This window comes from Amycolatopsis sp. WAC 04182 (genome assembly GCF_003947465.1).
In the GTDB taxonomy this organism is placed as follows: Bacteria; Actinomycetota; Actinomycetes; order Mycobacteriales; family Pseudonocardiaceae; genus Amycolatopsis.
The window spans coordinates 121,453-134,723 of the sequence record NZ_QHJJ01000004.1; the positions used below are offsets into that span (position 1 = coordinate 121,453).

Below are 13,271 nucleotides of genomic sequence, written 5' to 3' on the forward strand. Positions count from 1 at the left end.
TGGCTGATCGCGTCGGGCGCGGCCATCGGCTGGGCACTGTTCACCATGGTCGTGCTCCACCTGATCAGCTCACGCGATCCGGTGTTCGACACGCTGTCCAGTTACGCCTACGTCGATCGCGGCACCGGCATGCTCGGCGCCAGCGTGCTCTCCCTGTCCATCGGCTCGCTCACCGCGCTCGGCGCACTGGCCGCGGCCGGGATCCCGCTCAGCCGCACCACGAAACTGCTGTTCGTGCTGTGGTCGCTCGGGCTGGCGGCGGCCGCGATCTTCCCCGCGAGCTACCCCGAATTCCCGGATCCGGTCAGCGGCGAGATCCACCTGTACGCCTGCCTCATCGCGTTCCTCAGCCTGCCCGCCGCCGGGTTCACCCTGCGCGACAACCTGCGCGGCACTCCCGCGGCCAAACTGGTCGGCCGCCTGGCGTGGGGCAGCGCGGCCGGGTTGATCGTCTTCGGGCTCAGCTTCATCTTCGTGCGGCTGTCCGACATCCCGTTCTTCATGACGCTGACCGACATCGCGCCGGTCGGCGTCATGCAGCGGGTTTCACTGGTGGCGCACGTGATCTTGATCGCCGGGTTGCTGAAGGTCGCGTCAGCCGCGCACCGCGTCGGCGAATTCGGGGGCGTACCCGTAAAGGCCGGGCAGACCGCCCGTGTGCAGGAAGACAACGTGCTCGTCGGACGCGAAATGGCCTTCGGCGGCCCACTCGATCAGCGCGGCGCCCACTTTGCCGGTGTACACGGGATCGAGCGCGATCCCTTCCGTGCGGCCGAAAAGCCGCACCGCGTCCCACGTTCCGGCGGTCGGGATCCCGTACCCGGGGCCGATCGTGCGGTCGTCGATGCGCAGGCCGTCGAGTGACGGCGGCTCGCTCCCGAGCAGTACGGAGGCCGCGATGGTGAGGTCGGCCAGGTTGTCGAGGGCCTCGTCGACCGGATGGCTGACGCAGGCGATGTCCAGCGTCAGCCAGTCGAGGTCCGCCGTTCCGACGATGAGCCCGGCGGAGGTCCCGCCGCTGGCGTGCGGGGCGACCAGCCGCGCCTGGGTGATGCCCAGCTCGCCGAGCTGCCCGGCGATCTCCCGCGCGGCCGCCACGTAACCGAGCGCCCCGACTCCGTCCGAGCCACCGACCGGGAACGTGGCCACCTCGCGGCCCTCGGCCGCGGCCTCGGTGATCAGCCGCTCGTACGTCCTGCCCATCTCCTCGCCGTCACGGCAGATGTGGACGTTCGCGCCGAAGAGATGATCGAGGGAGACGTTGCCGGATCGTTCGTACGCGTCACCTTCTCGGGGAACCTTCGCCGTCAGCACGAGTTCGCAGCGCAACCCGAGCTTCGCGCAGGCCGCGGCGGTCTGACGGCCGTGGTTGGTCTGCAGGGCGCCGAACGTGATCACCGTGTCGGCTCCGTTTTCGATCGCCGCGCCGAGCAGGAACTCGAGTTTGCGCAGTTTGTTCCCGCCCACGCCGAGCGGATGCACGTCGTCCCGTTTGAGCAGCAGATTCGGCAGGCCGAGGGCCTCGCCCAGCCGCGGTGCCGGATGCAGCGGCGTCGGATAGCCGCCGAGGTCGACGCGGGGGAAGCGATCGAGGTTCATGAAAGTCACGTAACCACACCGAGGCTACCGGGTGGTATCGTTCGTTTGAACGAACGAGACGTGCAGGGGGACCTCATGACCACCTCGAAACCGGACCTCGCGTTCACCGGCCTGACCGAACAGGCCTCGATGCTCGCCACCGGAGCCACGACATCGGTCGAGCTCACGCGCTTGGCGCTCGAAAAGGCCGAGGCCAGCCAGCCCGTTCTCAACGCCTTCAAATGCCTTCGCGCCGAAGAGGCCCTTCGCGAGGCGGAAGAAGCCGACCGAAGGCTCGCCACCGGGGAGACCGCTCCCCTGCTCGGCGTCCCCACCGCCATCAAGGACGACCTCGACGTCACCGGCCTGCCGACGGCGTTCGGCTGCGAGGGCGACTTCGCCGTCGCGACTGCGGACTCCCCGCCTGTCGTCGCGCTTCGCCGGGCGGGCGCGGTGCTCATCGGCAAGACCAACACCCCCGAACTCGGCCAGTGGCCGTTCACCGAAGGCCCGGCGTTCGGCGCGACCCGCAATCCGTGGGACACCGAGCGCACGCCGGGCGGTTCCTCCGGCGGCGCGGCGGCGGCCATCGCGTCGGGGGTGATCGCCGCCGCGCTGGGTTCCGACGGGGCCGGGTCGATCCGGATCCCGGCCGCGTGGACCGATCTGGTCGGGATCAAACCGCAGCGCGGCCGCGTCCCGACCGAACGCGAACTCTTCCACGGCCTGACCGTGGTCGGCCCGCTCGCGCGCACCGTCGCCGACGCGGCCCTGCTGCTCGACGTCGCCGCCGGCACCGGCACCGCGTTCCAGGCCGCCGCCCGCCGCGAGCCGGGCCGCCTGCGGATCGGGCTCTCCACCAGGATCCCTTTCACCGCAACGAAAACCCGGCTCGACCAGCAAGCACACGCGGCCGTCGTCCGGCTGGCGGAGCGGTTCGCCGAACTCGGCCACGAGATCGTCGAGGTCGAACCCGACTACCGGCTGATCGGCCTCACCTTCCTGCCGCGTTCGCTCGTCGGCGTGCGTGACTGGTCCCGTCGCGTCCCGGACCAGGCGCGGCTCGACCCGCGCACCCGCGCCAACGCCCGGCAGGGCTCGGCGCTGGCCGGGCCGGCGCTGCGGCTCGCCCGCGCCACGGAACCGTTGCTGCAACGGCAGATCGGCTCGGTGTTCGGCCGGGTGGACGTCGTCCTCACGCCGACCACGGCCACGCCGCCACCGCGGATCGGCAGCTTCGACGCGCTCTCCGGCTGGCAGACCGATCAGGCCATGATCGCCGCGTGCCCCTACGCTTGGCCGTGGAACGTGCTGGGCTGGCCGGGCGTCAACGTCCCCGCCGGGCTGAGCCCCGAAGGCCTGCCGCTCGGCGGGCAGCTGCTCGGCCCCTCGCACGCCGAGGAACGGCTGATCTCGCTGGCCGCGCAACTGGAAGAGGTCGAACGGTGGCAGGACCGCAAACCCGAGACCGCTTGGTGAACACCCGCGAAGCCATTCTCCACGCCGCGCTCAAGGTGGTCGGGGAGCAGGGCGTCGGCGGGCTGACCAACCGCCGGATCGCGACCGCGGCCGGTGTCTCGCTCGGCACGCTGACCTACCACTTCCCCAGCCAGACCGCGTTGCTGCGCGAGGCGATGCTGCTGTTCGTCGAAGAAGAGACCACGAAGCTGACCGGGTTCGTCGACGCGTACCGCGAGCAGGGTTTGAGCGTCGAGCAGGCCGCGTCGGTGGTCGAGCAGGTCATCGCGCAGCTGCCCTTCGGTACCGACGAACTCGGCGCGCACGAGCTGTACCTGCAGGCCGCGCGCGACCCCGGGCTCCAGGACGCGGCCGCCCGGTGCTTCGCCGCTTACGACGAGTTGGCGCTGGTGATCCTGAAAACGCTCGGCGTGCCTTCCCCTGAGCGGCTGACCGGCCCGGTCGTCGCGCTGATCGCCGGCCTCCAGTTGCGCAGGCTGGCCACGGGCGACGACGGTGTCGAGGTGGCGCAGTCGTTGATGATGCTCGTCCGCGGCGCGTCATGAGCGGTCCGCCGATCGTCAAGGGGACGGCGGCGTGGAGGTACTTTGGCGACTTCCGGGCCGGGCTGCTGGCCGGCCAGGTGCTGGTGCTGCAGGTCGCGCATCCGGTCGTCGCGGCCGGGGTCCGGGATCATTCCGACTATGTCGAGGATCCGTGGACGCGGCTGATGCGCACGGCCGCTTCGCTGTCCATCTACATCTACGGCGGCCCCGAGGGCGCGCGCTACGAGGCGAACCGGCTGCGCGAGCTGCACCGGACGTTCACCGGCGTCGACGACGAAGGCCGCCGCTACAGCGCGCTGAACCCGCGCGCGTACGCGTGGGTTCACGCCACGCTCGTCATGGTTCCCGTTGACACACAACGGTTCTACGGCACGCCGATGACTCCGTCCGAACTGGACGAGTACTACGCGCAGATGTGCGACGTCGGACGGCTCCTCGGTCTGCGCGAGCAGGAATTGCCGCCGACGTGGCCGGAATTCGCGCGGTACTACGAAGAAATGATCGACGGCTTCGGCCCGAACGACACGATCACGACCTTGTTCGAGACGATCCGCACGGTGAAGAAGCCGTGGCGATGGCTGCCCGACAAACGCTGGGCGCGGTTGCGGCGGTGGCAGCATCGAGGGCAGATGTTCGTCATCCGCGCCACGCTGCCGCCCGCGCTACGGGACCGCCTCAGTCTACAGTGGACGGATCGGGACCAGCGCCGGTTCGACCGGTTCCGCGCGGTGGTGCGGCTGGCCGGCGGGCTGGTGCCGGTGCCGTTGCGGTCTTCGCTCGTGCGCCGGATCGGCAGGCTCAACGTCTGGTTCCGGGCGCATCCGCGTGCCTATCGCTTCCTCGGCGGGGGCTGAAGGACGCTTTCGTCGCATAAGACGAGACGAAGGGCGCTTTCGTCGCATCACATGCGGGGAAAGTCCCCTTCAGCCCCCACCGGAGTAAGGGTCCTCGTCCCCTTTACGGGGGACCCCGGTTCACCCCGCGCCGTGACGCTTTCGGCGACCATCGTCGTTAACTTCGGCCAGGATGGGGAATTCACCGAGGGGGCGGCGCACGACGCCGTTGGTCATCGCCCGCGTACTCGTGCTCTGCGCGCTGGCGTCCTTGCTGCTGGGCGGCACCGCGCAGGCGGACGGCGTGTCGAGCGGCGCGGACGTCCAAGTCGCGCAGACGCTCGGCACCCGCGATCTCACGGTCATCCTGCGGCGGATGGACATCGCGCCCGGGCCGCTGCACGTCGACGTCGTCACGCACACCGGAAGCGCGCCGGGAACGCTGAAACTGCGCGCGTCGGCCGCCGGGACGACGTTTTCCGAAACCACGATCCAGCTGGACGGGAAACCCGGCGCCCACGCGGCACAGCTGCGGGTCGACCAGCCGGGGCCGTGGGAACTCGGCCTCGACGACGGGACGGACACCGCGTCGATCCCGTTCATCGTCCCGGCCAGGGTCATCCCGCCGTGGGAAAAGGCCACCTTCGGCGGTTTCGTCGCCGCGGGCGTGTTCCTGGTGCTCGGTCTCGTCGTCGCGCTGCGCGTCAAGCGGCCGCAGCTCGCGCTGATCCCCGCCGGCGGGATGGTCGCCGCGCTCGCGGTCGCGATCACCGGCGCGATGCTCTCCGCGTCCACCCCGCCGCCGCCCGCGCCCGGTACCGCGCTGGACCCGACGATCGACAACATCCAGGACCCGTACGCGAACGCGCAGATGTCCACTGTGGACTTCTCACGGCCGCCGGTGAATCTGGCCGTGCGCTCGCCGAACGCGCGATCGGGCGCGCTCGCCGAGGTCCGGATCGCCATCGCCGACGGCGCGACCGGCCGCCCCGTCGACGACCTTTTGGTACACGACAACGCTTTGATCCACCTCGTCGTCATCTCGCCGACGGGCAGGCTGTGGCATCTGCATCCGGTGCGGGTCGGCCCCGGTGACTACCGGGTGAAGTTCACCCCGTCCGAGGCCGGGACCTACGCCGTCGCCGCGGAACTCGCCCGTCGAGGCGGCGGCGTGCAACTGGCCCGCACCACACTGGGTGTCGCGGCCGGCACGGACTCCCCCGCCGAACCCGTGCCCGCCGGCGCCGGGAAGCGGATCGTGCACGGGAACCCGGTCGACGTCGAGGTCGAGCCGGGGACGCCGACCACGATCACCGCGCGGTTCGGCAAAGCGGATCTCCAACCCTGGCTGGGCATGCTCGGCCACCTGATCGTCGTCGGCCCGATCACCGACGACAGCCGGGTCGGCGCGGATGCCGCTGCCGCGCCGACCTGGGCCCATGTGCACTCGATGATCCCGCAATCCCCTGGGATGCCGGGGAAACCGGATGAGACCGTCGCCGCGTACGGCCCCGACGTCCCGTTCACCTACACCTTCTCCGCGCCCGGCAAGTACCGGATCTGGTTGCAGGCCGAACGCGACTACACGGTGCTGACCGTGCCCCTGCAGATCGAGGTCCCGGCGGAAGGGGCGCCGCGATGACCACCGACCGTTCCACAGTGGACGGACGCAAGCCCGTCCTGCTGATCTCCGTGGTCGTGGTGCTCGCGGTGGCGATCGTGGCCTGGCTGGTGTGGCCGAGCGGCGGCGGGGCGCAGGTCCAGCGCTCGACGCAGGGCCCGTACACGGTGCAACTGTCGGTCGAAGATCCGCATCAGGGCGGCAACGTCTTCGCACTGACCGTCACCGGTGCCACGCCGGACGTCGTCACCCTCGAACCGGTGATGCCGCAGATGGGGCACGCGCTCGCCCCGTCGCCCGCGATCGCGGAGGCACCGGGGAAGTTCCGCACCGGCGACGTCCTGCTGCCGATGTCGGGGCAATGGGAGATCACCGTTTCACTGCGCGGGCCGTCCGGTGCCACGCAGCACGTTTTTCCTTTGCTGGTCAAGTAAAGAGAGGGAGGTCGGGGGTATGGATCTCACCGCGGGAGGGGCGAGGACCGTCTCGGTGGCACGAAGTGAACGCACCGGTCTCGTGCCGGCGGGCACGGTGCTGGCCGGATCGGTGATCTCGCTGGTCGGGCTGACCTGGGACATCCAATGGCACGGCGACGTCGGCCCGGACACGTTCTTCACGATGCCGCATCTGTTCCTGTATTCGGGCAGCGCGATCTCCGGGCTCGCGAGCCTCGTGGTCGTGCTGATGACCACGGCCGCGCGCCGGGCGGGACGGCCGGTCGACGCGCGGGTCGGCGGCCGCGCGATCAACGTCTTCGGCAAGGTCTTCGCCGCACCGGCCGGCTACCTGGTGACCGGCACCGGCGCGGCGATGTTCCTGCTGTACGGCCTGTGGGACCAGTGGTGGCACGGTCTCTACGGCTTCGACGCGGTGATCGACTCGCCGCCGCACATCGGGCTGCTGTTGTCGATCACGCTGAGCATCATCGGCACGGTCATGGTGTTCGCGGCCGCGCGGGAACACCGCTGGGGCACCGTCGGCGTTGTCGGCAGCCTCGGTGTGCTGATCGCATTCAGCACGGTGACCGTGCTGGGGTTGCAGCAGATCGACGTCGACGGGCTCGACGTCGTCTCCGTCGGCATCGCGCTGCTCTCGGTGCTGCTGGTCTCGGCGGGCGCCGGCTTCTGGGGCAGGCCGGGCGGAGCGGTCCGGGTCGCCGCGGCACTGGCGGTCATCCAGGCGATCACCTGGTGGTTCTCGCCGTGGGCCGCGGAGGCGTACGCGGGCGCCGTCGGCCTGCCGATGCGCGACTACATCGACGGCGTGCCCGCGATGCCTTCGATGATGCCGATGGCGCTGCTGCCGATCGCGGCCGTGCTCGAAGCGGTGTATCTGCTTTCGCGGCGCGGCTGGTCCCCGGGCCGGGTTTCGGTGCTGGCAGGCGGAATAGGCGGACTTCTGGTCGGCGCGAGCATGCCGATCCAGAACGCGATCGTCTACGGGGCCGACTCGGTCAGGTGGCCGATCGTGTTCGCGACGGCCGCCGCGGGCGCGGTGGTCGGGCTGCTCGGTGGGTTCGCCGGGTGGCGTTTCGGCGGGATGCTGGGGCTGCTGGCCCCGGCGAAGGGGGACAACACGCATGCGTAAGGCACTGCTGGCCCTGGCGGCCGCGATCGGCTTGCTGTTCGCGACCACGCCGGCGGCGAACGCCTACGAACCGGTGAACATCGTCCACACCGAACGGGTCCAGGTCGGGCCGTACGGGATGACGGTCGGCTTCAGCACGTGGCCGTTGCGCGCCATGCAATCGCTGGACTTCACGTTCATCCCGGACGACGGGATCGCCGGGAAGTCGGGGACGCTCGCGTTCCTCGATCCGGAGACCGGGCGGCTGGGCCGTCCTCAGCCGCTCGCGAAGCATCCGCGGAAACTGGAGGTGTGGGGACTGGACATCCGCGCCCTGCAGACGCAGGGCTCGTGGACGTTCCGGTTCGAGATCGAGGGCCCCGCGGGCAAGGGCACGGGAGAACTGCGGGAGCTGGCGGTGCTCGAACAGCCGGGACCGCCGATGGCGGTGAGCTGGTCGATCAGCCTGATCCCGCTGATCGTCCTCGCCGTCCTGATCGCCGTCGCCTGGCGCCGAACGAAATCCAGGCTGCGGGGGAACGGGCTCCCCGCCACGGGGTGACTCGAAGTGACCGAAGATCGGATGGCTCGCGTGTCCCGATGGGCACGCGAGCCCATCGTCATGGGCTCAAATCGAACTGTCCGGCCTTGACCGCCTTGAGGAAGGCGTTCCACTCACCGGCATCGAAGACGAAGACGGGACTTTGGGCCAGCTTGGTGTCACGGACCCCCACCAGGCCTTCCTTGCCGAGGTTGACCTCGACGCAGTTCCCCCCGTTGGGCTCACTCGCGAAGGACTTCTCCCACGCGGAGTCGTCGAACAGCGACACGGCCGTGGTCGGATCGTAATCCGCCGCCGATGGATAATCGGCCATTGGTCGTACCTCCGAACGTCGGTCGGGGGTGCGGGCCGCGACCTGCGCGAACCGTCACCGTCCCGGCTTCTCCCTGCCTCAACGGGACTATCCCGCACGGCCAAGTGGGTGATCAACTCCGCCCACCCTCGACATGAAGATTATTCCAGGAGTAGGATTAATCGCAGCGGCCGGGGCTCGGTTGTTGGTGATTCGCTCGCAGTACGCGGACATCCCGGCGACGGACGTCACCGGGTGCGTCAGCAGGGAGTTTCGCCGTTCCGGCAGGCCACCGACGGCAGGTGACCGGCAGGGACACCCACCCCGCGGCGCATGACCACCCACCGCCGACCTCGTGGGGGAGGATCAGCGTGATCATTCAGGACACCATGCCGACGACGGTACTCGCCGTCGGCAGGCTCATGGCCGGGACGGCGGGCGAAAGCCGCCGCTCCGCGCACCTCTTCGACCTGCACACCGGGGGTTCGCACCCCGAGTTCCTGCACGCCCGCTGCGGCGCGGCGATGCCGTACGACCACCTGGAATGGGTCCCCGTCGGTTCGGGGATGCCCTGTGAGCGTTGCCTCGGCCTCGCCGGTTCGGGCGACCAGGCGCGGTTGCCGCGTCCGAGCCGGGGGGTGTGACCGCCGTGGCCGTCCGTCTCACCACGCTGCTGTTCCGCCGTGAGGACGAACGCCTGGCCTCGGCGAAGCACCACCACCGCACCATCGGGCTCGAACTGCGTCAGCGGTTCGGGTTCAGCCTCATCCAGGCGCCGCTGCGCAAACAGCCGCCGTGGAACTCCGAAGTCGATGCGCCCGGCGCGCACCGGGACCTGATCAGGTCCGGCCGGCCGCTCGAAGGTCAGTTCGAGCTGACGCCCCTGATCGGGCATCTGACCGGCCGGGCCTAGGCCGTGTCCTGCAAGTCTGTTCGATGGGCTTCGTGATCCAGGTGGTTCCTGGCGGTGCGGGCGGGTCGGCCTCGTACCGGGTCGTACTCGGCCGAGCCCGCCCGTGCCGTCAGGGAGCACCTGGGCGCGAAGACCGCGAACAGACTTGCAGGACACGGCCTGAGACGCTCAGGGCTTGCGGCCCAGTCCGCCGAGCCCCCCGGTGAAGGTCGGGTCGTCCGCGAACCGGTCGCTCGCCCGGGAATCCGCTTCGTCGAGATGCCAGGTGGCCATCCAGTCGATACCGGGCTCCACCAGCTCCAGCCCGTCGAAGAACGCGGCGAACTCCGCGCGGGACCGCAGGTGGAACGGCGCGCTCGTCTTCTTGTACAGCTCCTGGACGTTCTCCCGGTTGTCGCCTTCCTTGCGGGTGACGCCGTCCTCGGTCAGATGCGAGGACAGGAAGTACGAACCCGACGGCAGGAAATCGAGGTACCGCTGGACCATCTCGTGCACGGGCTCCTCCGGGCCGAGGAAGTACAGCAGGCCGACCATGACCAGCCCGATCGGCTGCCGCGGGTCGAGCACCCCGGTCTCGAGGGCGCGTTTCCAGATGTCGGCGGGATCCCGCACGTCGCCCTGCAGGACCGCGTGCCGCCCGAGCAGCCCCTCCCGTTCCAGCAGCAGCTGGGAATGCGCGACGGCGACCGGCTCGATGTCGACGTAGACGACGCGGCTCTCCGGATTGACCGCGCTCGCGATCTGGTGGACGTTGCCGACGGTGGGCACGCCGGAGCCGATGTCGAGGAACTGCGTGATCCCTTGGCGTGCCAGGTACCCCACGCCGCGGCCGAGGAAGTCACGGCCGACCCTCGCGAACGTCTTGACCTCCGGGAACTGCTTCAGCACCTGCGTGCCGAACTCGCGGTCGATGGCCCAGTTGGCCGAACCGCCGAGGAACCAGTCGTACACCCTCGCCACGTTGGGTCGTTCGAGATCGACCCCTTCGGGGGCCGCGGGGTCGCTGGGGTCGTGCTGCGTCGTCATACCGTCACACCTCGTCAGAAACCGGGTTTGCGGGCGACCCCGCCGATGGCGCAGTTAAGCGCAGGCGAGTGGGGGTCGTCCAGCCGCCATGCTCCGACCGGGACCAGACCCGGTGCCACGAGGTCGAAATCGCCGAAGAAACCGAGGATCTCTTCCTTGTCGCGGAAGGACGCGGGCGTGCTCGACTGCTCGTACTGCTTCACGACGCGCTGGACCTGTCCCAGCTCGTCGCCTTCCACGCCGGACATCGTGACGTGGGACAGGACGTAGAAGGAGCCCGCGGGCAGCAGGCGCCGGTAGCGCGCGATGACGTCGGCTAGCCCGGGGCCCGGCACGAAATGCAGGACCGCGACGGTGAGCAGGGCCACCGGTTTCGCCGGATCGAGCACGCCGGTGTCGAGGGCGCGTTCCCAGATGTCGTCCGCGTCGCGCAGGTCTCCGCCGAGCACCGCATGCCTGGCGGGATCCCCGTTCCGCTCCAGCAGGATCCTGGCGTGCGCCACGGCGACCGGTTCGTTGTCGACGTACACGCACCGGCTGTCGCGGTCGGCGTCGTCGGCGATCTCGTGGACGTTGCCGACCGTCGGCACGCCGGACCCGAGGTCGAGGAACTGGTTCACGCCGTGCTCGGCGCAATGCCGCACCGCGCGGCCGAGGAAGGCGCGGTTGGCCCTGGCGAGCGAACGGATCAGCGGGAACGCCTTGACCAGCTGCTCGCCGAATTCCCTGTCCACCGCCCAGTTCGCGGTTCCGCCGAGCGCCCAGTCGTAGATCCGGGCGGCGTTGGGCCGCTCGAGATCCACGCCGTCGGGCAGGAAGCGCGGGTCCATCTCAGGATTGCATCTGGGTTCTGTACAGCTCGGCGAGTTCCTTGAGGAACTGCCGGGTCTCCTGGCGCTCCAGCGCGGCACCGCGCAGCCGGTCCCAAGAGTCGACGAAGATGTTGAAGTCCTTGACGTCGTCGAGGTACAACCCGCCCGCGGAATGTTCGATGTAGACGAAATCCCTGGTGCGATCGGGAAACCGCATGATGGTGAAGTCGTTGGGCACCGCGGCGAGCCGCGCGCCGAACGGCAACACGTGCACATACACGCGCGGATGCTTCTCCAGCGCCAGCAGATGCTCGACCTGGTCCAGCATCACCGCCGGGGCGGAGCCGCCCGGAGCGCGGCGCAAGGCGCCTTCGCTGATGATGAACCGGTAATAGGGCGGCTGCTGCTGTTCGAAGACGGCCTTGCGGTCCAGCCGGTTGCGGACCAGTGAGGTCACGTCGGTGGCGCCCGCTTCGGTGAACTGCTTGAGCATGTAGTGCTCGGACTGCAACGGGCCGGGGATGCGCTCGCCGTGCCAGGTGAGGATCTCCGCGGCCGCGGGTTCGAGGTCGGTGAAGGTGCGGAACCAGTGCGGCACCACGGATCGGTAGCCGGACCAGTGGCCGCGTTGCCCGGCCGCGGCGCGGGCCAGGTTCATCAACGTGTCGGCCTCGTCGCCGTTGATCCCGAACGCGTTCAGCATGGATCGCACATCCCCGAGCTTGACCCCGACGGCACCGGACTCGATCTTGTTGACCTTGCCCTGGGTGCAGCCGAGAACCTCGGCGACCTGCTGCTGTGTCATCCGCGCGGCGTTGCGGGCATGCCGGAGCTCGTTCCCGAGCTGCTTCCGGCGCGAGGTGACGGTGCTGGCCATCGCCTTGCTCTCCCGGACCTCATAACCAGGACCGCGGCTGCCCGCGGTCCTGCGCGCGAATACTCGAACCCACCCAGGGTACTTCACCTTGAGGGGTTCGATGATGACATTCCGCAGCGTTCCAGGAAACGGCCGAAAACACCAGTCACCTGGTACGTCACCCTGGTGGCGGAGCGATCTCGTCACATTTCGGGCACGACGGTCGGGCATAGTGACCGAGTGGACCAATCCCCCTTCGCCAGGCAGGTCTCCGATGGTGTCTTCGGGTACGTCCAGCCGGACGGCTCGTGGTGGATCAACAACTGCGGCTTCGTCGCCGCGGGCGAGCACACCGTGGTGATCGACACTTGTTCCACCGAACGGCGTACCAGGGCGCTGCTGGCGACGGCGGAATCGGCGGGCGGGGCACCGGTGACCACCGTGGTCAACACGCATCACCACGGCGACCACACCAACGGCAACTACTTGGCGACCGGCGCCACGATCGTCGGCCATCGGAAGACGCGCGAGGTGATGGTCGCGACCGGGATCAACACCTACGAGAACTCGTTCACCGGCAACGACTGGGGCCATCTGGAGCTGCGGCCGCCCGAGGTGCTGTTCGACGACCGGCTGACCGTGCACGCCGGCGACGTCCGGCTGGAGCTGATCCACCCCGGGCACGCCGCGCACACCACCAACGACGTACTCGTCTGGCTGCCGGAGCGGCGGGTGCTGTTCGTCGGCGACCTGATCTTCAACGGCGGCAGCCCCTTCGCGTTGATGGGCTCGCCCGCCGGCTGGCGGAAGGCGCTGGACCTGGTCCGCGAGCTGGAGCCGGAGACGATCGTGCCGGGCCACGGCCCGGTGTGCGGCCCCGAAGCGATCGACGTCGTCGACGGATACCTGGGTTTCCTGCAGAAGCTCGCCTCCTACGGGAAGGCCGCCGGGCTGACGCCGCTTCAGGCCGCTCGCGAAGCGGATCTCGGGCCGTACGCGGCACTGTCCGAACAGGAGCGGCTGCCGGCGAACCTGCACCGGGCGTATGCCGAACTGGACGGTCTCGAATGGGGCGGGCCGATCGATCTGGGAGCCGCGCTGGCGGACATGGTCACCTTCAACGGCGCCCCGATCCGGTGCTTCTCCTGACACGCTCCTGCTACCGGTGTTGCGAAAGCCACTTTCGCA

15 protein-coding genes and 1 pseudogene are annotated in these 13,271 nt (G+C 69.5%); 11 read left to right on the forward strand and 5 right to left on the reverse strand.

The genetic code is table 11. The features are described from left to right. Positions 1-45: 45 nt before the first annotated feature. Positions 46-519, forward strand: a pseudogene (locus DMH01_RS20745) (DUF998 domain-containing protein); the annotation flags it as partial. 75 nt (positions 520-594) lie between these two features. On the opposite strand, the gene DMH01_RS20750 reads toward DMH01_RS20745, so the two are convergent. Next, positions 595-1,599, reverse strand: coding sequence for a D-cysteine desulfhydrase family protein (locus tag DMH01_RS20750; RefSeq protein WP_125678948.1), 1,005 nt, complete (start codon positions 1,597-1,599; stop codon positions 595-597). A gap of 75 nt (positions 1,600-1,674) precedes the next feature. Here DMH01_RS20750 and DMH01_RS20755 point away from each other — a divergent pair, with 75 nt between their 5' ends. From DMH01_RS20755 to DMH01_RS20785, 7 genes are all read left to right on the forward strand, one after another. Beyond that, positions 1,675-3,057 (forward strand): amidase, encoded by a 1,383-nt coding sequence (locus DMH01_RS20755; protein WP_125678949.1) that lies wholly within the window; start codon positions 1,675-1,677, stop codon positions 3,055-3,057. Then, a complete protein-coding gene (locus DMH01_RS20760; RefSeq protein ID WP_199745619.1) occupies positions 3,054-3,602 on the forward strand; it encodes a TetR/AcrR family transcriptional regulator in 549 nt (182 codons plus the stop codon). The genes DMH01_RS20755 and DMH01_RS20760 overlap by 4 nt, the downstream gene beginning before the upstream one ends. Continuing rightward, positions 3,599-4,456 carry an oxygenase MpaB family protein gene (locus DMH01_RS20765; RefSeq protein ID WP_125678951.1) on the forward strand — a complete coding sequence of 286 codons (858 nt, stop codon included), beginning with the start codon at positions 3,599-3,601 and terminating at the stop codon, positions 4,454-4,456. Before DMH01_RS20760 ends, DMH01_RS20765 begins: the two co-directional genes overlap by 4 nt. A gap of 172 nt (positions 4,457-4,628) precedes the next feature. Next, entirely contained in the window at positions 4,629-6,077 is a 1,449-nt protein-coding gene (locus tag DMH01_RS20770) for a hypothetical protein (RefSeq protein WP_125678952.1), read from the forward strand. Next, positions 6,074-6,490, forward strand: a complete 417-nt coding sequence (locus DMH01_RS20775) for a FixH family protein (protein WP_125678953.1) — start codon at positions 6,074-6,076, stop codon at positions 6,488-6,490. The genes DMH01_RS20770 and DMH01_RS20775 overlap by 4 nt, the downstream gene beginning before the upstream one ends. A 19-nt stretch (positions 6,491-6,509) precedes the next feature. After that, complete coding sequence (locus DMH01_RS20780) at positions 6,510-7,643, forward strand: hypothetical protein (protein ID WP_125678954.1); 1,134 nt, start codon at positions 6,510-6,512, stop codon at positions 7,641-7,643. Further along, positions 7,636-8,184, forward strand: coding sequence for a hypothetical protein (locus DMH01_RS20785; protein ID WP_125678955.1), 549 nt, complete (start codon positions 7,636-7,638; stop codon positions 8,182-8,184). Before DMH01_RS20780 ends, DMH01_RS20785 begins: the two co-directional genes overlap by 8 nt. Positions 8,185-8,242: 58 nt before the next feature. Here the strand turns inward: DMH01_RS20785 and DMH01_RS20790 are convergent, their stop codons facing one another. Continuing rightward, positions 8,243-8,497: a DUF397 domain-containing protein gene (locus DMH01_RS20790; protein WP_125678956.1), complete on the reverse strand. Its 255-nt coding sequence runs from the start codon at positions 8,495-8,497 to the stop codon at positions 8,243-8,245. 350 nt (positions 8,498-8,847) lie between these two features. Between DMH01_RS20790 and DMH01_RS20795 the strand changes: the two genes are divergently transcribed. Beyond that, positions 8,848-9,120: a hypothetical protein gene (locus tag DMH01_RS20795; RefSeq protein WP_125678957.1), complete on the forward strand. Its 273-nt coding sequence runs from the start codon at positions 8,848-8,850 to the stop codon at positions 9,118-9,120. Beyond that, positions 9,117-9,389: a hypothetical protein gene (locus DMH01_RS20800; RefSeq protein ID WP_125678958.1), complete on the forward strand. Its 273-nt coding sequence runs from the start codon at positions 9,117-9,119 to the stop codon at positions 9,387-9,389. The genes DMH01_RS20795 and DMH01_RS20800 overlap by 4 nt, the downstream gene beginning before the upstream one ends. 168 nt (positions 9,390-9,557) lie before the next feature. On the opposite strand, the gene DMH01_RS20805 is transcribed toward DMH01_RS20800, so the two are convergent. The 3 genes from DMH01_RS20805 to DMH01_RS20815 are packed head-to-tail and all read right to left on the reverse strand — an operon-like array spanning position 9,558 to position 12,104. Beyond that, positions 9,558-10,415 carry an SAM-dependent methyltransferase gene (locus DMH01_RS20805; protein ID WP_125678959.1) on the reverse strand — a complete coding sequence of 286 codons (858 nt, stop codon included), beginning with the start codon at positions 10,413-10,415 and terminating at the stop codon, positions 9,558-9,560. A 14-nt stretch (positions 10,416-10,429) separates the two neighbouring features. Next, positions 10,430-11,245, reverse strand: a complete 816-nt coding sequence (locus DMH01_RS20810; RefSeq protein WP_125678960.1) for an SAM-dependent methyltransferase — start codon at positions 11,243-11,245, stop codon at positions 10,430-10,432. A 1-nt stretch (position 11,246) separates the two neighbouring features. Further along, positions 11,247-12,104, reverse strand: coding sequence for a helix-turn-helix transcriptional regulator (locus tag DMH01_RS20815; protein ID WP_034310454.1), 858 nt, complete (start codon positions 12,102-12,104; stop codon positions 11,247-11,249). 219 nt (positions 12,105-12,323) lie between these two features. On the opposite strand from DMH01_RS20815, the gene DMH01_RS20820 reads away from it, so the two are divergent. After that, positions 12,324-13,232: an MBL fold metallo-hydrolase gene (locus tag DMH01_RS20820; RefSeq protein ID WP_125678961.1), complete on the forward strand. Its 909-nt coding sequence runs from the start codon at positions 12,324-12,326 to the stop codon at positions 13,230-13,232. Positions 13,233-13,271: the final 39 nt, after the last annotated feature.

Bases quoted from the DNA above. Each gene is read 5' to 3' on its own strand.
- DMH01_RS20750 (WP_125678948.1), bottom strand. From the start codon at position 1,599: ATGAACCTCGATCGCTTCCCCCGCGTCGACCTCGGCGGCTATCCGACG.
- DMH01_RS20755 (WP_125678949.1), top strand. From the start codon at position 1,675: ATGACCACCTCGAAACCGGACCTCGCGTTCACCGGCCTGACCGAACAG.
- DMH01_RS20765 (WP_125678951.1), top strand. From the start codon at position 3,599: ATGAGCGGTCCGCCGATCGTCAAGGGGACGGCGGCGTGGAGGTACTTT.
- DMH01_RS20770 (WP_125678952.1), top strand. From the start codon at position 4,629: ATGGGGAATTCACCGAGGGGGCGGCGCACGACGCCGTTGGTCATCGCC.
- DMH01_RS20775 (WP_125678953.1), top strand. From the start codon at position 6,074: ATGACCACCGACCGTTCCACAGTGGACGGACGCAAGCCCGTCCTGCTG.
- DMH01_RS20780 (WP_125678954.1), top strand. From the start codon at position 6,510: ATGGATCTCACCGCGGGAGGGGCGAGGACCGTCTCGGTGGCACGAAGT.
- DMH01_RS20785 (WP_125678955.1), top strand. From the start codon at position 7,636: ATGCGTAAGGCACTGCTGGCCCTGGCGGCCGCGATCGGCTTGCTGTTC.
- DMH01_RS20790 (WP_125678956.1), bottom strand. From the start codon at position 8,497: ATGGCCGATTATCCATCGGCGGCGGATTACGATCCGACCACGGCCGTG.
- DMH01_RS20805 (WP_125678959.1), bottom strand. From the start codon at position 10,415: ATGACGACGCAGCACGACCCCAGCGACCCCGCGGCCCCCGAAGGGGTC.
- DMH01_RS20810 (WP_125678960.1), bottom strand. From the start codon at position 11,245: ATGGACCCGCGCTTCCTGCCCGACGGCGTGGATCTCGAGCGGCCCAAC.
- DMH01_RS20815 (WP_034310454.1), bottom strand. From the start codon at position 12,104: ATGGCCAGCACCGTCACCTCGCGCCGGAAGCAGCTCGGGAACGAGCTC.